Here is a 19,144-nt window from a genome sequence, read left to right as displayed (position 1 = left end):
TGTTCCTTGTTAGGCGTATTGTTCAGATGTCAGATGGCGTCGGTATGCGGCGTTCAGGCGTCGGCCGGCGCATGCATCCAGGCGGCGTGCTTCGGCGCGCGGCGCGTCTGCGACCATTCTTCCAGCATTTCCCATTTGACGGCGTCCAGTTTGGCCATCATCTCGGGCGTACCCACGTTGGCCGCCAGTTCCAGGCGGTGGCCGTTGGGGTCGAAGAAATAGATCGACTGGAAGATGGCGTGATTCACGGGGCCCAGCACCTCGATGCCGCCGGCCACCAGGCGCTCCTTGGCGACCAGCAGTTCTTCCATGCTGCCCACTTCCAGCGCCAGGTGCTGCACCCAGGCCGGGGTATTGCGGTCGCGGTCCATCGGCGGCTGCGTCGGCAATTCGAAGAAGGCCAGCACATTGCCCTGGCCCGCGTCGAGGAAGACGTGCATGTACGGGTCCGGCGCCTTGGTCGACGGCACCAGGTCTTCGGCGATGGCGAGGACGAAATTCATGTTCAAATGCTTGACGTACCACTCGACGGTCTGCTTCGCGTCGATGCAGCGGTAGGCAACGTGGTGGATTTGCTTGATCTTCATGTGCTTGTCTCCAATGGATGGCGCCCGGGGCGCGATGGCTGGCCTGTTTTTCAGCTTTTCACCATTAGAATCGAGTTACAGCTATCATACAAACAATTTTTAACCATTGATTTATCGGATTATCTTATGAGTCCCAGCCTGCGACAGATGCGCGCCTTCGTGGCACTGGCCAAGACCGGCAGTTTTACCCTGGCCGCCGAATACCTGCACGTGACGCAATCGGCGCTGAGCGGCTTGATCAAGGAACTGGAAAGCGTGCTGGGCGTGCGCGTAGTCGAGCGCAGCACGCGCAAGACGCAGCTGTCGGAAATCGGCCGCGAACTGTATCCGCTGTTTGAAAAGATGATCGAGGACCTCGACGGCGCCATGGCCGGCATCGCCCAGCGCAAGGCCCTGAAGACGGGCCTGGTGCGCATCGCCGCGCCGCAGATGATGGCGTGCACCCTGCTGCCGGAAGTGATCGCCGCCTACCGCCAGGTCCACCCGGACGTGCAGCTGCGCCTGGTCGATTGCCCCGTGGAAAACGTGTCGGCGCGCGTCTTCAGCGGCGAAGTCGACTTCGGCATCGGCCCCGAGCGCGACCCGACGGCGGAAATCGCCGCGCAAGTGCTGTTCGAAATGCCCTTCGTGCTGGTCTTCCCCGAGCAGCATCCGCTGCAGCAGAAAGAGCGCGTGACCTGGGGCGACGTGGGCGACTATCCGTTCATCTCGCTGCAGGGGCAGTTCACGGAACGCCTGCTGCGCGACATGCACGGTGCGTTTCGCGAGCTGTCGCTCAACCCCTACAACGAAGTGACCTTCATGACGACGGCGCTGGCGATGGTCAGCGCCAACCTGGGCATCACGGTCTGCCTGCCCTACGCGGAACCGATGGTCAAACTATATCAATTGCAGATGCGCGCCCTGCACGAGCCTGAACTGACGCGGCGCTTTTTCGTCTACACGAAGACGGGCCGCTCGCTGTCGCCGGCCGCCGAAAGCTTCATGGCCTTCCTGTTCCGCTTTGTCGAGACGCACGAGTGGAACGTGGGCGCCGGCGGGCCCGCCGCCCGCGACGCGCTGCCGGCCGGCGGCCCGGCCGGCGCCCCTTTATAATGGCGCATCGCCCCTTGCCGCTAACGCCATGACCCAGCCTGACCAGAATGCCCTGTCGCCCACCGACGCCGCCACCATCGCCATCAACCAGCGCATGAACAAATTCGACGGCCATGCGCAGGTCTGGCTGTTCGGCTATGGCTCGCTGATCTACAAGGCGGACTTCCCCTATATCGAACGGCGCCCCGCCAGCATCGAAGGCTGGACGCGGCGCTTCTGGCAAGGTTCGCACGACCACCGGGGCACGCCGCTGGCGCCGGGCCGGGTCGCCACCATCGTGCCGCAGGCGGGCGCCGTGTGCGACGGCATGGCGTATCTGATCACGCCCGAAGTCTTCGCCCACCTCGACCACCGCGAAAAGAACGGCTACCTGCGCCTGGCCACCGACATCACTTTCGAGGATGGCAGCAAGGTCGAAGGGCTGGTGTACATCGCCAACGAGGAAAACGCCGCCTTCCTCGGTGCCGCCCCGGAACTGGACATCGCGCGCCAGATCGCCCGATCAAACGGCCCCAGCGGCCCGAACAGCGAATACCTGCTGCATCTGGCCAGCGCCCTGCGCGAACTGGGCAAGAGCGATCCGCATGTCTTTGCAATCGAGCAACATCTGGCGCAGCTCCAGGCACATAGCCAGGACAGCGCCGCGGCACACCCCTGCGGCATCAGCGCTGACGCTGGTTTAACTTAAAACAGATCCAGCTGCCCCGCATTGCCTTTTTTTACGTTTGCGCCCAGCGACGGCACCACCAGTGGCCGGCGGAACTGCGTGCAATCGAGCTGCTTGAAGCGTCCGCCCTTGCCGTGCAGCCCCAGCCGGTGCACGGCCTTTTCAAAACGCTGACGGATGAGGTCAGCCCACACGCCTTCGCCCCGCATGCGCGCGCCGAACGCGCTGTCGTAATCCTTGCCGCCACGCATTTCGCGCACCCGGTTCATCACGCGCTGTGCCCGCTCTGGAAAGTGCGCTTCCAGCCATTGCTGGAACAATGGACTCACTTCCCACGGCAGGCGCAGCACCACATAATGGGCGTGGATGGCGCCCGCGTCGCGCACGGCTTCGAGCAGCTGCTCGATTTCGGGTTCCGTCACGAAAGGGATGATGGGCGCGATGCTCACGCCCACGGGAATGCCCGCCTCCGTCAGGGTGCGGATGGTGCGCAGGCGCCGCGCCGGTGCGGCCGCGCGCGGTTCCAGGGTGCGCGCGATGGCCGGGTCGAGCGTGGTGACAGTGACGGCCACGGCCGCCAGGCGCCTGGCCGCCATGGGCACCAGGATGTCGATATCGCGCTCGATCAGCGACGATTTCGTGATCAGCGCCACGGGATGGTCGCATTCGTGCAGCACGTCCAGCACGCGCCGCGTCAGCTGCCGTTCCCGTTCGCAGGGCTGATACGCATCCGTGTTCACGCCCAGGGCGATCGGTTCGGGCACATACGACGGCTTGGCCAGTTCGCGCCGCAGCAGTTCGGGGGCGTTCACCTTGGCGTAGATGCGGCTTTCGAAATCCAGGCCAGGCGACAGGCCCAGGTAGCTGTGCGTGGGACGGGCAAAGCAATATATACAGCCATGTTCGCAACCCCGGTACGGGTTCAGCGACACATTGAACGGCAAATCGGGCGAAGCGTTGCGCGTGAGGATGGTGCGCGCCTGCTCGTCGCTGACCTGCGTCTTCCAGGTCGGCGCCGCCTCAACATCCGCCTCGTCCAGGCCGCCCACGCTCCAGCCATCATCGAAACCGGCGCGCGCATGCGCCTCGTAGCGTCCCTGCAGGTTCGAGACGGCCCCGCGCCCCTTCTGGGCTTTCAGCGATTGCGGCGGCAACATGGCTTGCCCGGCGAAGCTGTCATCGTGCGCTGGAATGATTGCTTTCATGAACGGCCCCATCAACTGTATATACGTACAGTATACTATGCCGCTGTGCGGGCAAGATCAAGGGCTGCCGTGCTGTCGTTTCAAGCTTTTTCGCCATGCGGTATGACATAACTCAACTGCTGCGCGACAAAGCCGTCAAATGCCGTGATCAGGGGAACGAAGCGGGACGCGTCCTGCTCCAACTGCATCAGGGCATAGCACGTCGCTTCCAGGGTCGATAACTGGTCCGGCGCGTGCGCCTTGCGGATCAAATAATGGGAGGCAGGCGTGTCGCGCAACGGCAGGCGCGGCAGCTGTTGCAATGGGCGATTCAGGTACAGCATCTTGCGGCTCTTGCGCCAGGTGGCGTCCAGCACCACCAGCCGCAATTGGGTCGCCAACCGGGCGGGATCGAGCAAGATGGCGGGGTCGAGCGCTGGCGGCGGCGCGATGCCCAGCGAACGGTCGCCGGGCGTATCCGGGTACAGCAGCACATTGTGCTTGCCGACCAGCAATTCGGCGAGCGCCTCCGGGGCAAACTGTTCGCCCGTCAGCAGGCGGCTGTTGGGCAGGTTCAGGTGCAGTAAGCGGGCACTGCCCTTGGCGTTGTGGACTTCCAGCGGATGCTGGAGGATCAGCACTTCCACCGCGTGGGCAACGGGAGCGATCCAGCGGCAGATGCAGCTGGCTGCGGCGCGCAGGCAGACCGGGCAGCGTGCGCGTTTGGCCGGCTCCGCCAGGGAGGACGATGCTGAGGGATGACTGGAGCTAGGGCTGGAGGTACGGCGGGTGGTCATGGCGGAGCGCGTTCGCGGCTGTCTTCAAGCCGCGATTGTAGCGCCCACGCCATGCCAACGGGAATGGCCATGTGAAGGGCCGGTTCAAACAACTGCCAAAAACTGCTTGGAAAGGCCTGAAACAACGGATTAAAACAACGGATTAAAACTCTTCCCACTCATCGGCGCCGGAAGCAACCGGTGCGCGCGGCTTGCTGGCGGGCGTCGTGTCCGGTTTTGCGGCCTTGGCTGGGCCGCTGGCAGCGTGGGCGACGAACGTCGACGCGGAGGTGCGCGCAGAAGCGGTGACCGTGCGCCGTGCGGCAGGCTTGACGACGTTGGCTGCGGCGGGACGGGCGGATACGCTGGCCGAGACATATTGCTGCGTGGCATCAAGCTTGAACAGGCCCACCACGTCGGCCAGCTTGGCCGCCTGTTCCTGCATGGATTCCGCCGCCGCGGCCGCCTCTTCCACCAGGGCCGCGTTTTGCTGCGTTACCTGGTCCATCTGGCCGATGGCCTGGTTGACTTGCTCGATGCCGGCGCGCTGTTCATCGCTGGCGTCGGTGATCTGGTTCATGATCTGCGTCACATGGCTGATGCTTTGCACGATTTCATCCATGGTGCGGCCCGCCTTGTCCACCAGATGCGAACCGGCCTCGACCTTTTGCACGGAATCGTCGATCAAGCCCTTGATTTCCTTGGCCGCGGCGCTCGAGCGCTGCGCCAGGTTGCGCACCTCGGAGGCCACGACGGCAAAACCACGGCCCTGCTCGCCGGCCCGGGCGGCTTCCACGGCCGCGTTCAGGGCCAGGATATTCGTCTGGAAGGCGATGGCGTCGATGACGCTGATGATGTCGACGATCTTGCGCGAGGAATCGTTGATCGAGCCCATGGTGCTGACCACTTCCGATACCACCACCCCGCCCTTGCTGGCGATCTGCGAGGCGTCGATGGCCAGCTGGTTGGCGCTGCGCGCATTGTCGGCATTGAGTTTCACGGTGGAAGTAAGCTCTTCCATGGATGACGCCGTCTCTTCCAGCGAACTGGCCTGCTCTTCCGTGCGGGACGACAAATCCAGGTTGCCGGCCGCAATTTCGCTCGACGCCGTGCTGATCGATTCGGTACCGGCGCGCACCTGGCCCACGATACTGACCAGTTTGTCGTTCATGTTTTTCAGCGCGTGCATCAGTTGCCCCGTCTCATCGCGGCTTTCCACCACGATATGGCTGGTCAGGTCGCCAGCGGAAACGGCTTGCGCCACCTCGACGGCGCGCGTGATGGGACGCGTGATCGAGCGCGTGATCCAGTACGCGCAGGCGATGCCCAGCAAGATGGCGACCACGCCCAGCGAGATCAGCAGCAAGCGGCCGTTTTCGTAGCGCGAACGGATTTGCGCGGCCGTTTCATCGAGCAATCTGGCTTCCAGCACTTCCAGCTTCTTCAGCGCCGCCAGATAGACGTCGCGCTTGGCGGCCATGTCGCCTTCGTACAGGCGTTTGCCCAGCTCCAGGTCACCCGCATTCTTGGCCTTGAACACATTCTTGCGCACTTCCGTGTAGGCCTTGCGCGTGCTCAACACCTCCTGGTACAGCGATTGCTCTTCAGCGTTCAGCTCGCTTTTGCCGATCGCATCCTGGATTTCCGTGGCGCGCGACGACGAGACCGCCATTTCCTTTTCAAACTGCTTCTGGTGTTCGGGATCGCTGACTTTCCACGCGGCCGCCGTACGCGCCGCATTCACCTCGATGACCTTGGTCCATTCACCGATCAGGCGCTCGTTGCGCACCTTGACGTTGACGAGCGCATCGGTTTCCTTGCTGGCGCTTTGCATCTGCACGATGCCCACCACGGTCAGGGTCGTCAACAGGAGCAGGACGGCGGCAAAACCGCCACCGAGACGTACGCCGATTTTGAGGTTTTTCATTGCGTGATTCCTATCTGAAGAAAACAATGCACAGACGCCACGAAACCGACTTACTGCTACAAATCACTATAGCAGGCATCTGCCGTGCGGCAATCACGAGCGGTGGCGCAACGGTATTCGCCACCGGAATGGCAGCACGCCGCAGCGCACTACTTTGGAGCAGATTGTGAGTGAATCAGAGTGGTATTGCAAGAAATAACATGCAGAAAAGCAACAACCAGAAGGCGCGATGCCGCCACGAACGGGCGGCAGGCAAGCAGCATCAATTTTGCTTCACATAGATCAATTTTGACGTATCGAAACCCAGGCCGCGGGCTTTCTCGATCAGGCGCTGCTGCAGGGCCGGGTCCATGGTGGGCGTGCGCGACAGCAACCACAAGTAGGACTTGTCGGGGCCGCTGATCATGGAATAGCTGTAATCTTGCTGGTCCAAGTCAAACACGATGTAGGAACCATAGAAGGGGCCGAAAAACGACACTTTCAGATAGCCCACGTCTTTCTTGTCGACGAAATACGCCTTGCCTTCCGCTTCCTTCCACTTCGCGTCCGCCTCCTTGTAGCCCCGGTTGAGCACTTTCAGGCCGCCATCCTGGCGCAGGCTGTAGTCGGCCGTCACATGGTTCAGGCCCCGTTCGAACGAGTGGTCGAGGCGCGCGATCTCATACCACTTCCCCAGATAGCGGGTCGTGTCGAAGTTGCTGACAGGTACAATATTCTCGGGCCGGCCCACGCAGCCGGACAGCACGAGCACACACAGGAACAACAGTTTTTTCATGGTCTTCTCCAACGAGTGAAATCAGGGCAGCAATGCGCGGTCGACGATGCGGCGGATCGCGCCGCTGGCTTGCATGCGCACGATGGCGGCATTGAATTGCTCGATAAAGTCATCGCGGTACGGGTAGGCCGCGGGCCGGCGCTCCGTCACACCAAGGTGGCCCTGCTGGCTGGCCAGCTGCGCGGTTTCCTGTATCGCCTGGATCGCCTGCACCGGCGTCCCCGGCGCACCCTCGCGCCGGATGCGCTGCAATTCCCACTGCGCCGACAGGCGGTCGCTGACATAGCAATCGATACGCCCGCGCATCAGCTTGAGCAGATTCGTGCGCGTGCCCTTGGCCGTGTCGAACACGATATTGGCCGCCTGCAGGGCTGCCGTCTGCTTCGCATCGCCCAGCAGAAAACCCGCGTTCACGCCGATGTGCAGGCCGCCGTAATCGGCGGGCCACTGCCGCAGCGTGCGTTTCGCCAGCACGTCCTGGTTGCACAGCACCACCAGCTGCTCCATCAGCAGCGGCACGGAATAGCGCACGTACGGCCGCTCGCTGCGCCACGAATACGGCGGATACAGAGCAAACGCCTCGCCCGTCTGCAGCATCAGCACGCCCCGTTTCCAGGGCACGGGACGCAGCTGCACCGCGTACTGCGGCATCGATTGCACGGCTTCGCGCACGATCTCCGTGTAGATGCCTTTCAGCCGGCCGTGCTCGACGTAGGAATACGGCGGATAATCGTCGTCGCCATAGATCACCAGCGGCGTCGCAGCCTCGGCCCGCACGCCGGCAGCGATGAACAGGCATAGCGCGGCAGGCAGGATGAACATTCTGGACATGCCGGAAGATTAGCATGGAAGCGCGCAAACCGATCACCCGTTCGCGCTGTTCGTGCCCAGCATTTCGTCGAGCTGCGCCAGGGTGCTTGAATCCTTCACGACGGCGCGCAGCCACAGGTGCAGCGGCAGATCGCCCCAGCTGGCGGCCTTGTCGGCCAGGTAGGCGACGGGGCTGTGCGGCTCCGTGCGGCGGAAGAAATCGGCCACCTGGCGCAGCTGGGCCAGCGCCTGCTGGCGCTGCACGATGGCGCCTCCTCCCCCCTCGGCGCCCTGGCCGGCGGCCACCGGCGCATCGGCAAAGTCCGCGCCGGGCGACAGCGGCGCGATGAAATGAATGGCGTTTTCCAGCGCTTCGCGCGCGGCGCGAAAACTCGGGCCATCGACGCCGAAACGCGCATCGACGCTGCGCTCGAAGGCCAGCAGCGACTGCATGCAGTACTGGGCATCGGCCAGCAAGGCGTCGGAAAAGGCGCGCGTGTTCCTTTGCCGCGCCGCCTCCATCTGCGCCAGGGTCACTCCTTCGTCGTGGCGCGCATCGCCCCAGCCCTGGTCGGCTGCGCCCTGCGCCAGGCTGGCGGCCGCGCGCTGGCGCGCCGCATCGAAATCCTGCAGCGAGAACAGGCCGTCGGCGCCTTCGGTCAGCGGAATTTCGCGCAGCAGCTGCGGCGTGCGCGAGAGCAGCCAGAAGACATTGCCGATGCGCTGTTCCTGGTCGCCCTCTTCCGCCGGCGGATACAGGCCATCCCAATAGCGCTCGCACAGGCCGGCCAGCAACGCGTAGCCGTCGCCCAGGCCGCGGAAATGGCGCGTTTTCGCGTGCGCCTCGGCCAGCCACACGGCCACGCGCAGATCCTTGCTGTGCGTGGCGATCAGCTGTTCGCAGCGGGTCGCCACGAAAGGCCAGTCGGCTTCCTTCAGCGCCGTCACCCACTCGCCCTGGTCCAGGCTCGGGTCGTCGTGCTGGCGCGCGCGCGCGATGGCGTCGAGCTCCTGGCTGAAGGTGATGTCTTCGCCGCAGGGGCTGACGGCGCTGACGGGGTGCAGCAACTGCTCCAGGTTGAACATGGCGCTCTCCGGAAGGTGGATTATCGGATCGTGTACTTGAACTGCCCCTGCTTATTTGCAGTGACGCGTATCGATGCGACCGGCTCGCCTGCGGCCATGCGCGCCAGCACCGCTTCGGCGATGGCCGGCAGCAGGCTGCCGTTGAGAATTTGATCGACATTGCGCGCGCCCGAATCGACCTCGGTGCAGCGCGCCAGCACGGCATCGACCAGGCCCGCGTCATGGCTGAACTGCGCCTGGTGGTTGCGCGCGATGCGCGCGCCTATCCTCGCCAGCTTCAGGGCGATGATCTCGGCCAGCACCGCGTCGTTCAGGGGATAGAACGGCAGCACCTTCAGGCGGCCCAGCAGGGCCGGCTTGAAGTGCGCCACCAGCTGCGGGCGCACCAGTTCTTCCAGCGCGGCCGGCGTGGGCAAGTCTTGCGCGATCCGGTTCAGGCAGGCGGCCATCATGGCGCCCGACCCCAGGTTCGAAGTGGCGATGATGATGGTGTTGCGAAAATCGACTTCGCGCCCTTCCGCGTCATCGAGCACGCCCTTGTCGAAGACCTGGAAGAACAATTCGAGCACGTCGGGATGGGCTTTTTCCGCCTCGTCGAGCAGCACCACGCTGTAGGGCTGGCGCCGCACGGCTTCCGTCAGCACGCCGCCCTCGCCATAGCCGACATAGCCAGGCGGCGAGCCTTTCAGGCCGGCCACGCTGTGCGCCTCCTGGTATTCGCTCATGTTGATGGTAATGAGCTTGCGCTCGCCGCCATACAGCAGGCCGGCCAGCGCCAGCGCCGTTTCCGTCTTGCCCGTGCCGGACGGCCCCGTGAACAGGAACACGGCTTGCGGCTTGTTCGGGTCGTCCAGGCTGGCGCGCGCCGTGCGCACGCGCTGCGCTACCGCGTCGATGACGTGGTCCTGTCCCAGCACCCGTTCGCGCAGCGCGCCATCCAGGGCCAGCACCGTGCGGATTTCGTCCTTGAGCATTTTGCCCAGCGGGATGCCGGTCCAGCCGGCGACGATGCCGGCCACCACCTGCGCATCGACTTCCAGCGGCGACAGCGGCGCTTCTCCCTGCAGGGCCGCCAGTTCTTCCTTCAGCGCCAGCAGGCGCGCCGCGCCCACTTCGCCCGGCCGCTCGCCGCGCAGCTGCGCGCGCAAGTCGCCGATCTGCGCCACCAGCGTTTTTTCGCGTTCCCAGCGCTGCGCCAGCGCCGCGACCGCCGCCTGGCCTTCGCCATGCTCGCGCCGCAGCTGCGCCAGGCGCGCGGCGCCGGCCTTGTCGGGCGCTTCGCCGTCGGCCGCCTCGCGGGCCAGGGCGGCGATTTCCGCGCCGATGCGTTCCTGCCGCCGGTTCGCGTTTTCCAGCTGCGCCGGCGTGGCGCGCTGGCCCAGCGCCACCTTGGCGCACGCCGTATCGAGCACGCTGATGGCCTTGTCCGGCAGCTGACGCCCGCTGATGTAGCGGTGCGACAGGCGTACCGCCTCGACGATGGCGGCGTCGCGCACGCGGATGCCGAAATGGCGCTCCATCAGCGGCGCCATGGCGCGCAGCATGGCGCAGGCGATGTCTTCGCCCGGTTCTTCCACCTTGACCACCTGGAAGCGCCGTGCCAGCGCCGCATCCTTTTCAAAATACTTCTTGTACTCGCTCCAGGTGGTGGCGGCGATGGTGCGCAGGGCGCCGCGCGCCAGCGCCGGTTTCAGCAGATTGGCGGCGTCGTTCTGCCCCGCCTGGCCGCCGGCGCCGATCATGGTGTGCGCCTCGTCGATGAAGAGGATGACGGGATGCGGGCTTTTCGCCACCTCGTCGATGACATTTTTCAAACGGCTTTCGAACTCGCCCTTCACGCTGGCGCCGGCCTGCAGCAAGCCCATGTCGAGCGCGTGGATGTGCGCGCCCTGCAGCACCTCGGGCACGTCGCCGGCGGCGATGCGCAGGGCCAGGCCTTCCACCACGGCCGTCTTGCCCACGCCCGCCTCGCCCGTGAGTATCGGGTTGTTCTGCCGGCGGCGCAGCAGGATGTCGACGGCCTGGCGTATCTCAGCCTCGCGGCCGATCACGGGATCGAGTTTGCCGTCGCGCGCCAGCTGCGTCAGGTCGGTGGTGAACTGGTCCAGCGCCGGGGTTTTGCTGGCCAGGCTAGCAACAGGATCGTCACCGGTGTCGGCAAGCCGCGGCACTGCCGCGCTTTCCTCCTCGCCCGAGCCGGCCGTGAGCTTGTCCGGATGATGCTTCAATTGCTCGACGCTGAAGCGGGCGAACAGCTTCGAGCCGCGGTACGCGAGCTGCGACAGTTCCGGCTCCGTCAGCAGCGCCAGCAACAGGTGGCGGCTGCGGATGGGTCCCGGCTGCGCCGTATCGAGCGAGGCGACCAGCCAGGCATGCTCGAACAGCAGCGGCAAATGGGGCGAAAAAACGGGCGTGCGCGCGCTGCCCGTGCGGAAGCCGCCGATTTCGCGGCGCAGGTCCGCCTCCAGCGCCGTCAGGCTGATTTCGCTGCGCCGCGCGATGGTGACGAAATCGCTGCGCTCCTGCTCCAGCAGGGCCAGGAACAGGTGTTCGATATCGACTTCATACTGGCCCAGTCCCACGCAGATGGCGGCGGCGCGGGTGGCGGCCGTGCGCGACGTGTCATTGAGTTTGGCGATCAGGGTTTTGAGGTTATTGCTCATGCGGCGGCTCCCTTGCGGTTGATCGAATAGCGCAGCGACGATGGCTGCAGCACGGCGTCGAAATTGACCGTCTCGCCGGCCATCACCGCCAGGGTGCCGCTGATGACGAAGCCGACGCGGTTGATGGCGCCCGCTTCGCGCTCCAGACGGGCACGTACATTGCGCAGGCGCGGTTCGTGGCGTTCGATGGCCGCCTTGAGCGCGGCGCAGATTCGGGCGCGGTCATCGCTGCTGGACAAACACATGCCGGCGAAATCGATCAAGCCATAGTTGACGATGGACGCCGCGCATTCCGGATAGGCGTCCAGTGCGCCGGGCGGCAGGGCCACGCGCGTGTTGAGCAGTTCCTCCAGGTCGCGTGCCACCGCATCCTTCAATTGATCGAGCGACAGGCGCGCCGCCACGCCGCCCGCCGCACCGCCGTCGCCCATCAGGCGGTCGAACAGGCCAGGTACATAACTGTCCATGCGCTCTCCTGAAAAGTCGGCGCGGCGCGGGCGGAGGTGGCCGCCGCGCGCCGCGCACCATGGATCAAGCCACGCGGTTCGCGGCCAGGTCCCAGCCGCCCGAGGTATTGCCGCCGGCGCCGCCCGTCACTTTTTGCTGCGTGTATTTCCACTTCACTTTCGAGAACTTGAAGCCGACGTGTTCACCGAGGATGTCGCCTTCTTCCACGTTCGGCGTGACGGCACCGATCAGCACATTTTCGATTTCGATCTCAAAATACTTGACGCGTTCGCCCTGGCCGTCGGCGCGCATGAATTCGAAGCGCGCCTTGGGAATCGTCTTGCCGGCCGAGCAGGTCTGCAGCAGCACCGGCGAGGCCAGGTCGGCCAGCTTGGAGATGACGATGTCCTTGTGCTCGCAGCGTTCGGCCGTGTGGCCGCCGCCCGTCGAGGCGGTGGCGGACTTCGGCTGCTCGACGCTCCAGCTGACCGATTTGCACTCGATCCAGTCCTTGTGCTTGTCATCGGTGGACTCGCCCTTGATGCCGTCTATCTGCAGATATACATCGATTGCCATGGTGTGCTCCTCTGGTTGAAAGATGGGTGAATCATGAATTGGTCGACTTCGGCCACTCCGCGACCAGTCGGAGCGAAACGGATAATTCATCGAGCTGGAAATGGGGACGCAGGAATGACACGGCGCGGTACACGCCGGGCCGGCCCGGCACTTCATGCACCTGCACGGACGCTTCGCGCAGGGGGAACTGCGCCTTCTGTTCCTGGCTGGCGTTATCGTCGAGCAGCACGTACTGCATCAGCCAGCGGTTCAGAAAATCTTCCACGTTCGAGGCGGCGGCAAAGCTGCCGATCTTGTCGCGCATCATGGCCTTCATGTAGTGGGCGATGCGCGAGACGGCGAAGATGTACTGCAGCTGCGACGACAGCACCGCGTTGGCATTGGCCGCGTCGCTGTTGTACTTGCGGCTTTTCTGCGCGGACTGCGCGCCGAAGAACGCCGCATACGCCGTATTCTTGCAGTGCACCAGCGAGATGAAGCCCAGGTCCGACAACTCCTTTTCGCGGCGGTCCGTGATCGCCACTTCGGCCGGGCATTTCAGGGCCACGTCGCCCTCGTCCGTCTTGAAGGTGTGCGTCGGCAGGTCGTCCACCAGGCCGCCGCCTTCCACGCCGCGGATGGCGGCGCACCAGCCGTAGTCGGCAAAGGCCTGCGTGAGCTTGCTGCCGAACGCATACGCGGCGTTACACCACAGGTATTTGTGATGGTCGCTCCCGTCGACTTCCTCGACAAAATTGAAACCCTCGACGGTGGTGCCGTCGACGGGATTGAACGGCAGCCGGCCCAGGAAGCGGGGCAAGGTCAGGCCCACGTAGCGCGCATCCTCGGATTCGCGGAAGGCTTTCCATTTCGCGTACTCGATGGTGTCGAACACCTTGGCCAGGTCGCGCGGCTTGCCCAGGTCGCCGTAGCTTTCCAGGCCAAACAGTTCCGGCGCGGCCGAGGCGATGAACGGCGCGTGCGCGGCGGCGGCCACGTGCGACATCTGCTCGACGAAATACATGTCTTCCGGCTGGCGCGAGATGGCAAAGTCGCCCAGCAGCGCAGCAAACGGTGCGCCGCCGAAGGTGCCGAATTCTTCTTCATACACCTTCTTGAACATACTGCTCTGGTCGAACTCCAGCGCGGCCTGGAAATCCTTCACCAGCTCGCGCTTGGTGGCGTTGAACATGCGGATCTGCAAGCGCGCGCCCGTATCGGAATTGCCGACCAGGTAGCGCAGCCCCGTCCAGCTTTGTTCGAGCTGCTGGAATGGCGCCGCGTGCATGATTTCGCTGAGCTGGGCGGAGATCAAACGGTCGATTTCCGCCACGCGCGCGTCCAAGGTGGCCGACAGGCTGCTGGACATCAGCACCGTGCCGTCGAGCACCTGCGCCACCAGTTCCGAGATCAGGTCGCGCGCGCGCGCATGCTCGGCGCCGGACTTGGCGACGCGGCTCTGCTCGACGATCTGGTCCAGCAAATCGGTCGCGGCCGGCGCATCGGATGCGGATACAGAGAGGGATTCTGGGGCTTCTGCCTGGGCGCTCATCTCAATCCTCCTGCGCTGGGAACTGCGGTTTCAGGGTGGCCAGGCTGTCCGTGTTGTTCAGCACTTCCGTCAGCAAGTCTTCCAGCTTGTCGTTGCCGGCCAGCTTGTTGCGCAAGTCCGCCAGCTTGGTGCGCGCCTCGAGCAGCTTGCGCAAGGGATCGACCTGGCGCACCACCGATTCCGGGCGGAAGTCGTCCATCGAGCGGAAGTGCAGGTCGACGGCGAAGGTGCCGCCCGCCTCGCTGATACGGTTCGGCACGGCGAAACGGGCGACCGGCTCCACGCCGGCCAGCACTTCGTCGAAGTTGTCGCTGTCGATGGCGACGAACTTGCGGTCCTTCAGGCGTTTTTTCTCGCCGTCAGGGTTGCCGCCAAAGTCGCCCAGCACGCCCACCACGAAGGGCAGCTCCTTGTTTTCAATCGCGTCGCCAATCTCGACGTCATAGGTCATTTGCACGCGCGGCGCGCGTATCTTTTGCAGGCGTTTTTGCACGCTGTCGGACTTGGGCATGTCGCTTCCTTTACAAGGGGATGGTGGGGATGCTGGCTTATTTCAGGCCGCTGAACGGGTCGGCCGCGCTGACTGGCGCCGCCGCGCCCTTCGCCGCCGGCGTGCCGGAACCGGCGGCGCGCTTGCCGGCCGCCGGCGGGCGCTTGGCCGGCGGCACCAGCACGTCTTCGCCGATGCTCGCGCGCAGCAGCTTGGCCAGGTCCTGCGCTTCCGAGCGCAGCGAGCCATTCAGGTTGTTTTGCCGCGACAGGTCGGCCAGCGCCTTGCCGGACAGGCGCAAGCCGCTGACGGCGACGATGCTGTTGGCCACCTTGTCGTCCGGGTCGCGTTCCAGCGCTTCGAGCGCATGGCCGATGGCGTCGCCGTACTGGCCACGGTCGAACTTCATCTGCGCCATCTGCAGCCACGGCGCCTTGTCGGCCGGGTAGCTCGTGCCGCCACCTTTGAGCAAAGTCATGGCCCGTTCGTACTGGCCGGCGCGCGCGGCCGCATCGGCGTCGCTCATCACTTGCGCCAGGGTCGGCGCGGCAGGTTTGGGGGGCGCCGGCTGCTCTGGCGTGGCGCAGGCGGCCAGCAGCAAGGCGCTGGCGAGGCAGGCAATACGGGGCAACATGGTGGCTGGCTTCATCGGGGGCACTCCTTCACGTGGAGGACGCTACCGCTGGGAAAGATGGGCGGCGCCTTGGTGGAGGCCATTATTGATCGGCAATTTTTTTACCAAGTTGAGATTAATCAGCAAAGAAGAAGTTCCACATCACAGCCGCGTACAGCGACATGAATCCTGATCTGGCGCAGGAACTGCGTTGATCGCAGGCGGATTTTGCGCCAACGCAAACAGGCCGCCCGTGCATGCGTTTAAATGACTGCAGCACTTTTATTTCCTCCATTCACCTTGCAAAGACAGTCCAGCCCATGCCACCTGACGCCCCGTTCCATCGCCCGCTCTGCGCCACCGCGCTACTGCTGCTGGCCCTGCTGCAGGCCGGCTGCGCGGGCGGCGCCATCGGCACCCTGGCGAACGCGGCGCTGCAGATGGCCGGCGTGGCCAAGCCGCCGCCCGAACTGCCGGACGCGCAGCAGCCGCCGCGCAACGTCAGCATCCGCCTGCACGCGGCGCAGCGCCTCAACACCGATGCCGACGGCCGGCCGCTGGCGCTGGTGGCGCGCATCTACAAGCTGCGCCAGAGCGCCGCCTTCGAGCAGGCGCCCTACGACAGCTTCCTCGACGCGCAGCGCGAAAAGGCGGCGCTGGGCGCCGACCTGATGGAAGTCAAAGAAGTGCTGCTGGTACCGGGCCAGCGCTACGAAGTGCAGGAAAAAGTCAGCAAGGAAGCGTATTTCATCGGCGTCGTGGCCCTGTTCCGCGCGCCTGCGGCGCAGCGCTGGCGCGCCACCTTTGCCGCCGCCGACGCGGAACGCGGCGGCATCACCGTCGGCCTGCATGCCTGCGCGCTCAGCGTCAGCGGCACGTCCGCGCTGTCGGCCCCGCGCTGCCAGTAGCACGAACAGACACGCCACACATACACAAGGAGAAACGAGATGGGCATGGCAGCGAAAGTCTTGTGGGGAGAAGGCCTGTTCCTGCGGCCGCAGCATTTCCAGCGCCAGGATCAGTATCACGAAGCGCGCCTGCATCACACGGCCAGCGCGCTGCATCCCTACCTGTGGGGCGTGGCGCACATGGAGTGGGACCTGGCCGCGCTGAAGACGGGCACCCTGCGCCTGCAGGCGCTGTCGGCCATCTTCCGCGACGGCGAAGTGTTCGAGGCGCTGGGCGACGGCGCGCCCGGCAGCGACACCCTGCCCCCGCCGGTGGACCTGGAAGCGCTGCCGCCGGCGGTGCAGGAAGTGACGTATTACGCGGCCCTGCCCATCCTCAACCGCGAAGGCATGAACTACACGGCGCAGGCGCCAAATGCGGGTGCGCCGGCGGCCACGCGCTTTGCGCACGCCATGCGCGCCACGCCCGACCTGTTTACGGAATCCGCCGTGGCCGACGTGGCCTACCTGAAGAAAACCGTGCGCCTGATTCCCGACAGCGAGGCGCGCGGCTCCTACGACTGCCTGCCGCTAATCGCCCTGCGGCGCACGGTATCGGGCGGCTTCGAACCCGTGCCCTCGTTCATGGCGCCCAGCCTGGCGATCGCCGGCGCGCCGCGCCTGCAGGGCGTGCTGGAACACCTGCTCGACGCCTTGCAGGCGAAAGTGAGCGCGCTGCACGGCCACCACCGCGAACCGAGCCGCAACGTGATCGAGTTCCGCTCGGGCGACGTGTCCTCGTTCTGGCTGCTGCACACGGTCAGCACGGCCGCCGCCGCCCTGATGCACTATGTGCGCCATCCGGCCCTGCATCCGGAGCGCCTGTACGAGGCGCTGCTGGGCCTGGCGGGCGGCCTGCTCAGCTACTCCAAGCACTACACCCTGGCCAGCCTGCCCGCCTACGACCACGCGCAGCCGGGCGCCTGCTTCGACGCCATCGATGCGATCATCCGCGAACTGCTCGACACCGTCATCTCGTCGAAGTATTTTTCCATCGCCCTGCTGGAAGACAAACCCTCGTACTACCTGGGCAAGCTCGATTCGGGCAAGATCGACCAGCACACCACCTTGTACCTGGCGATACGCGCCGCCATGCCCGCCATCGAGCTGGTCGAGGTAGTGCCCGTGCGGGTGAAAGTGGGCGCGCCCGACGACGTGGAAAAATGCGTGCTCACGGCCATGCCCGGCCTGAAGCTGTCGCATGCGCCGCAAGTGCCGGCGGCCATCCCCGTGCGCCCCGACACCTATTATTTTGCGATTGAAAACCGGGGCGCGCTGTACGAGCAGATGCTCAAGGCGCAGTCGATTTCCGTCTACGTGCCGGCCGGCATACGCGACCTGCAGCTGGAACTGATCGCGGTGACGGCATGAGCCATCTCATCGAACGGCGCGCGGCGCCCTCCCTGCTGGGACCACGCGGTGCCGCCCCGGCAGGCAGCAGCCGGCATGCGGGCAGCGCCCTGCTGGACCTGATGCACGAAGGCTTTTACATGCTGTTCATGCTGAAGCACGGCTCGGCGCCCGGCGACGAGCAAAGCTTCATGGACCACATCACGGCCTTCCTCGACGACTTCGAACGCGAAGCGAAGAAGATCCGCGCCGATGGCGACGATATCGAGGCAGCCAAGTATGCGTTTTGCGCGGCCGTCGATGAAATCATCCTGGCCTCGCCGTTCGCCCTGCGCAAGCAGTGGGAACGGCGCCCGCTGCAGCTGCTGATCTTCGGCGACCAGCTGGCCGGCGAACACTTCTTCGACCGCCTCGACGCCTTGCGCGGCAAGGGCGCCATGCGCGTGCAGGCGCTGCAGGTATTCCACATGTGTTTACTACTGGGCTTCCAGGGCAAGTATGCGATCGACGGCGGCGAAAAACTCAGCTACCTGACGGCGCGCCTGGGCGACGAGATCGCCCACATCAAGGGCAAGAGCCGCGGCTTCGCGCCGCGCGCGGAACGTCCCGACCAGGTGGTCAACAAACGCGGCAGCGACGTGCCGCTGTGGGCCCTGTCGAGCTTTTTCGCCCTGCTGGCCATCTGCGCCTACCTGGGCCTGAAAACGCATCTGACGCGCGGCACGCAAACGACCCTGGCCGCATATGCGGACCTGGTCAAGCTGGCGCCACGCCCCGCGCACCTGACGATCACACTCCCCTGATCATTGCGCATGTCCCATTACGCGTGCTTCATTGAGCAATGCGGAACTCGATGCGCCGGTTCCTCGCCCGGCCATCGGCTGTGGCGTTGCTGGCCACGGGACGGTCCGGCCCCTGGCCCGACACCAGCACGGTATCGGCCGCGATACCCTTGCCGGACAGGTAGGCGCGCACGGCTTCGGCCCGCGCCTGGCTCAGGGCGACGTTGCTGGCGCGCAGACCCGTGTCGTCCGTGTGACCGATCACCTCCACCTTGCGGCCCCGTAGCTTGAGCATGGCGGCCGCCATCTCGTCGAGAATGGTCAGGCCGGCCGGCGTGATGGTGGCCTTGCCGCTGTCGAATTCGATGATGCGTTTATCGAGCGCCGCATCGAGCAAACCCTGCTCGGCCTCGGGCGCCTTGACCCGCAAGCCATTGTTGACGATATAGGTGGGATTGAGGCTGGTGGCGATGTCGCTGGCGATCTGCTGGCGCTGCGCCTCGTTCGCCACTTCGCCGCGCACGCTGACGTTGTTGCCGTCGATGCTGATCTGCCCCCGTGAAATGAGCTTCAGGTTCGGCGCGATCAGCTTTTGCACGTAGCCGTTCCAGTTGGCCGGCACGGCCACGTTGCCGATGCTGATCTGGTCGACCACGCGCTCGGCGCCGTACAGCTCGCGCAGGCGGGCCAGCACGGCGGCCTTGCCTGCCTCGTCGGCCAGGGTACCCGTGACGAGGATCTGCCCCGGCATCGGCGTCTGCGGCGCTTGCGCCTGGGCCTGGGCGATGCAGGGAACGGCGGCGGCAAGCAGCAGGGAGAAAACGGTTGGTTTCATCGC

Annotated in this window: 19 protein-coding genes; 5 read left to right on the top strand and 14 right to left on the bottom strand. The window is 65.1% G+C overall.

Annotation, left to right across the window (positions count from 1 at the left end; translation table 11 throughout):
* Positions 1 to 53 precede the first annotated feature (53 nt).
* On the bottom strand, positions 54 to 587 hold the full coding sequence (locus AC1RJW_RS02710) for a VOC family protein (RefSeq protein WP_493043240.1): 534 nt from the start codon (positions 585 to 587) through the stop codon (positions 54 to 56).
* 126 nt (positions 588 to 713) lie between these two features.
* On the opposite strand from AC1RJW_RS02710, the gene AC1RJW_RS02705 reads away from it, so the two are divergent.
* On the top strand, positions 714 to 1,682 hold the full coding sequence (locus tag AC1RJW_RS02705) for a LysR family transcriptional regulator (protein ID WP_493043239.1): 969 nt from the start codon (positions 714 to 716) through the stop codon (positions 1,680 to 1,682).
* 28 nt (positions 1,683 to 1,710) lie between these two features.
* Positions 1,711 to 2,370, top strand: a complete 660-nt coding sequence (locus AC1RJW_RS02700) for a gamma-glutamylcyclotransferase (protein WP_493043238.1) — start codon at positions 1,711 to 1,713, stop codon at positions 2,368 to 2,370.
* Here the strand turns inward: AC1RJW_RS02700 and AC1RJW_RS02695 are convergent.
* The 12 genes from AC1RJW_RS02695 to AC1RJW_RS02640 form a co-directional block, all read right to left on the bottom strand.
* On the bottom strand, positions 2,367 to 3,506 hold the full coding sequence (locus AC1RJW_RS02695) for a PA0069 family radical SAM protein (RefSeq protein ID WP_493044198.1): 1,140 nt from the start codon (positions 3,504 to 3,506) through the stop codon (positions 2,367 to 2,369). The genes AC1RJW_RS02700 and AC1RJW_RS02695 overlap by 4 nt on opposite strands.
* 128 nt (positions 3,507 to 3,634) lie before the next feature.
* The gene (locus AC1RJW_RS02690; protein WP_493043236.1) at positions 3,635 to 4,330 is read right to left on the bottom strand and encodes a tRNA-uridine aminocarboxypropyltransferase; all 696 of its coding nucleotides are present in this window, start codon (positions 4,328 to 4,330) and stop codon (positions 3,635 to 3,637) included.
* A gap of 142 nt (positions 4,331 to 4,472) precedes the next feature.
* Positions 4,473 to 6,236 carry a methyl-accepting chemotaxis protein gene (locus AC1RJW_RS02685; protein ID WP_493043235.1) on the bottom strand — a complete coding sequence of 588 codons (1,764 nt, stop codon included), beginning with the start codon at positions 6,234 to 6,236 and terminating at the stop codon, positions 4,473 to 4,475.
* A 262-nt stretch (positions 6,237 to 6,498) separates the two neighbouring features.
* Positions 6,499 to 7,011 carry a lipocalin family protein gene (locus tag AC1RJW_RS02680; RefSeq protein WP_493043233.1) on the bottom strand — a complete coding sequence of 171 codons (513 nt, stop codon included), beginning with the start codon at positions 7,009 to 7,011 and terminating at the stop codon, positions 6,499 to 6,501.
* A gap of 21 nt (positions 7,012 to 7,032) precedes the next feature.
* Positions 7,033 to 7,842, bottom strand: a complete 810-nt coding sequence (locus tag AC1RJW_RS02675) for a substrate-binding periplasmic protein (protein ID WP_493043230.1) — start codon at positions 7,840 to 7,842, stop codon at positions 7,033 to 7,035.
* A 33-nt stretch (positions 7,843 to 7,875) separates the two neighbouring features.
* Positions 7,876 to 8,907 (bottom strand): type VI secretion system protein TssA, encoded by a 1,032-nt coding sequence (gene tssA / locus AC1RJW_RS02670; protein WP_493043227.1) that lies wholly within the window; start codon positions 8,905 to 8,907, stop codon positions 7,876 to 7,878.
* Between the two features lie 20 nt (positions 8,908 to 8,927).
* Complete coding sequence (gene tssH / locus AC1RJW_RS02665; RefSeq protein WP_493043223.1) at positions 8,928 to 11,570, bottom strand: type VI secretion system ATPase TssH; 2,643 nt, start codon at positions 11,568 to 11,570, stop codon at positions 8,928 to 8,930.
* Positions 11,567 to 12,037 carry a type VI secretion system baseplate subunit TssE gene (tssE, locus tag AC1RJW_RS02660; protein ID WP_326458457.1) on the bottom strand — a complete coding sequence of 157 codons (471 nt, stop codon included), beginning with the start codon at positions 12,035 to 12,037 and terminating at the stop codon, positions 11,567 to 11,569. The genes tssH and tssE overlap by 4 nt, the downstream gene beginning before the upstream one ends.
* A 64-nt stretch (positions 12,038 to 12,101) precedes the next feature.
* Positions 12,102 to 12,593, bottom strand: a complete 492-nt coding sequence (locus AC1RJW_RS02655; protein WP_034750126.1) for an Hcp family type VI secretion system effector — start codon at positions 12,591 to 12,593, stop codon at positions 12,102 to 12,104.
* A gap of 31 nt (positions 12,594 to 12,624) precedes the next feature.
* Positions 12,625 to 14,124 (bottom strand): type VI secretion system contractile sheath large subunit, encoded by a 1,500-nt coding sequence (gene tssC, locus AC1RJW_RS02650; protein ID WP_493043221.1) that lies wholly within the window; start codon positions 14,122 to 14,124, stop codon positions 12,625 to 12,627.
* A 1-nt stretch (position 14,125) separates the two neighbouring features.
* The gene (tssB, locus tag AC1RJW_RS02645; protein ID WP_493043218.1) at positions 14,126 to 14,635 is read right to left on the bottom strand and encodes a type VI secretion system contractile sheath small subunit; all 510 of its coding nucleotides are present in this window, start codon (positions 14,633 to 14,635) and stop codon (positions 14,126 to 14,128) included.
* 37 nt (positions 14,636 to 14,672) lie between these two features.
* On the bottom strand, positions 14,673 to 15,263 hold the full coding sequence (locus AC1RJW_RS02640; protein WP_493043216.1) for a hypothetical protein: 591 nt from the start codon (positions 15,261 to 15,263) through the stop codon (positions 14,673 to 14,675).
* A 284-nt stretch (positions 15,264 to 15,547) separates the two neighbouring features.
* Between AC1RJW_RS02640 and tssJ the strand changes: the two genes are divergently transcribed.
* Genes tssJ through icmH form a run of 3 tightly spaced genes read left to right on the top strand, consistent with a single transcriptional unit; the run spans position 15,548 to position 18,327 of the window.
* Positions 15,548 to 16,135, top strand: a complete 588-nt coding sequence (gene tssJ / locus AC1RJW_RS02635; RefSeq protein WP_493043214.1) for a type VI secretion system lipoprotein TssJ — start codon at positions 15,548 to 15,550, stop codon at positions 16,133 to 16,135.
* 39 nt (positions 16,136 to 16,174) lie between these two features.
* On the top strand, positions 16,175 to 17,545 hold the full coding sequence (tssK, locus tag AC1RJW_RS02630) for a type VI secretion system baseplate subunit TssK (RefSeq protein WP_493043212.1): 1,371 nt from the start codon (positions 16,175 to 16,177) through the stop codon (positions 17,543 to 17,545).
* Positions 17,542 to 18,327 (top strand): type IVB secretion system protein IcmH/DotU, encoded by a 786-nt coding sequence (icmH, locus tag AC1RJW_RS02625; RefSeq protein ID WP_493043209.1) that lies wholly within the window; start codon positions 17,542 to 17,544, stop codon positions 18,325 to 18,327. Before tssK ends, icmH begins: the two co-directional genes overlap by 4 nt.
* Before the next feature lie 28 nt (positions 18,328 to 18,355).
* Here icmH and AC1RJW_RS02620 read toward each other — a convergent pair whose 3' ends face one another.
* On the bottom strand, positions 18,356 to 19,141 hold the full coding sequence (locus AC1RJW_RS02620; RefSeq protein WP_493043208.1) for an OmpA family protein: 786 nt from the start codon (positions 19,139 to 19,141) through the stop codon (positions 18,356 to 18,358).
* Between the last annotated feature and the right edge of the window lie 3 nt (positions 19,142 to 19,144).

The sequence above is a fragment of the Janthinobacterium sp. GW822-FHT07A03 genome (assembly GCF_058798815.1).
Note: the sequence above shows the minus strand (reverse complement) of the source record. Positions and strands in the feature narration are given on the sequence as shown.

Bases quoted from the DNA above. Each gene is read 5' to 3' on its own strand.
- AC1RJW_RS02710 (WP_493043240.1), bottom strand. From the start codon at position 587: ATGAAGATCAAGCAAATCCACCACGTTGCCTACCGCTGCATCGACGCG.
- AC1RJW_RS02705 (WP_493043239.1), top strand. From the start codon at position 714: ATGAGTCCCAGCCTGCGACAGATGCGCGCCTTCGTGGCACTGGCCAAG.
- AC1RJW_RS02700 (WP_493043238.1), top strand. From the start codon at position 1,711: ATGACCCAGCCTGACCAGAATGCCCTGTCGCCCACCGACGCCGCCACC.
- AC1RJW_RS02695 (WP_493044198.1), bottom strand. From the start codon at position 3,506: ATGTTGCCGCCGCAATCGCTGAAAGCCCAGAAGGGGCGCGGGGCCGTC.
- AC1RJW_RS02690 (WP_493043236.1), bottom strand. From the start codon at position 4,330: ATGACCACCCGCCGTACCTCCAGCCCTAGCTCCAGTCATCCCTCAGCA.
- AC1RJW_RS02685 (WP_493043235.1), bottom strand. From the start codon at position 6,236: ATGAAAAACCTCAAAATCGGCGTACGTCTCGGTGGCGGTTTTGCCGCC.
- AC1RJW_RS02680 (WP_493043233.1), bottom strand. From the start codon at position 7,011: ATGAAAAAACTGTTGTTCCTGTGTGTGCTCGTGCTGTCCGGCTGCGTG.
- AC1RJW_RS02675 (WP_493043230.1), bottom strand. From the start codon at position 7,842: ATGTCCAGAATGTTCATCCTGCCTGCCGCGCTATGCCTGTTCATCGCT.
- tssA (WP_493043227.1), bottom strand. From the start codon at position 8,907: ATGTTCAACCTGGAGCAGTTGCTGCACCCCGTCAGCGCCGTCAGCCCC.
- tssH (WP_493043223.1), bottom strand. From the start codon at position 11,570: ATGAGCAATAACCTCAAAACCCTGATCGCCAAACTCAATGACACGTCG.
- tssE (WP_326458457.1), bottom strand. From the start codon at position 12,037: ATGGACAGTTATGTACCTGGCCTGTTCGACCGCCTGATGGGCGACGGC.
- AC1RJW_RS02655 (WP_034750126.1), bottom strand. From the start codon at position 12,593: ATGGCAATCGATGTATATCTGCAGATAGACGGCATCAAGGGCGAGTCC.
- tssC (WP_493043221.1), bottom strand. From the start codon at position 14,124: ATGAGCGCCCAGGCAGAAGCCCCAGAATCCCTCTCTGTATCCGCATCC.
- tssB (WP_493043218.1), bottom strand. From the start codon at position 14,635: ATGCCCAAGTCCGACAGCGTGCAAAAACGCCTGCAAAAGATACGCGCG.
- AC1RJW_RS02640 (WP_493043216.1), bottom strand. From the start codon at position 15,263: ATGAAGCCAGCCACCATGTTGCCCCGTATTGCCTGCCTCGCCAGCGCC.
- tssJ (WP_493043214.1), top strand. From the start codon at position 15,548: ATGCCACCTGACGCCCCGTTCCATCGCCCGCTCTGCGCCACCGCGCTA.
- tssK (WP_493043212.1), top strand. From the start codon at position 16,175: ATGGGCATGGCAGCGAAAGTCTTGTGGGGAGAAGGCCTGTTCCTGCGG.
- icmH (WP_493043209.1), top strand. From the start codon at position 17,542: ATGAGCCATCTCATCGAACGGCGCGCGGCGCCCTCCCTGCTGGGACCA.
- AC1RJW_RS02620 (WP_493043208.1), bottom strand. From the start codon at position 19,141: ATGAAACCAACCGTTTTCTCCCTGCTGCTTGCCGCCGCCGTTCCCTGC.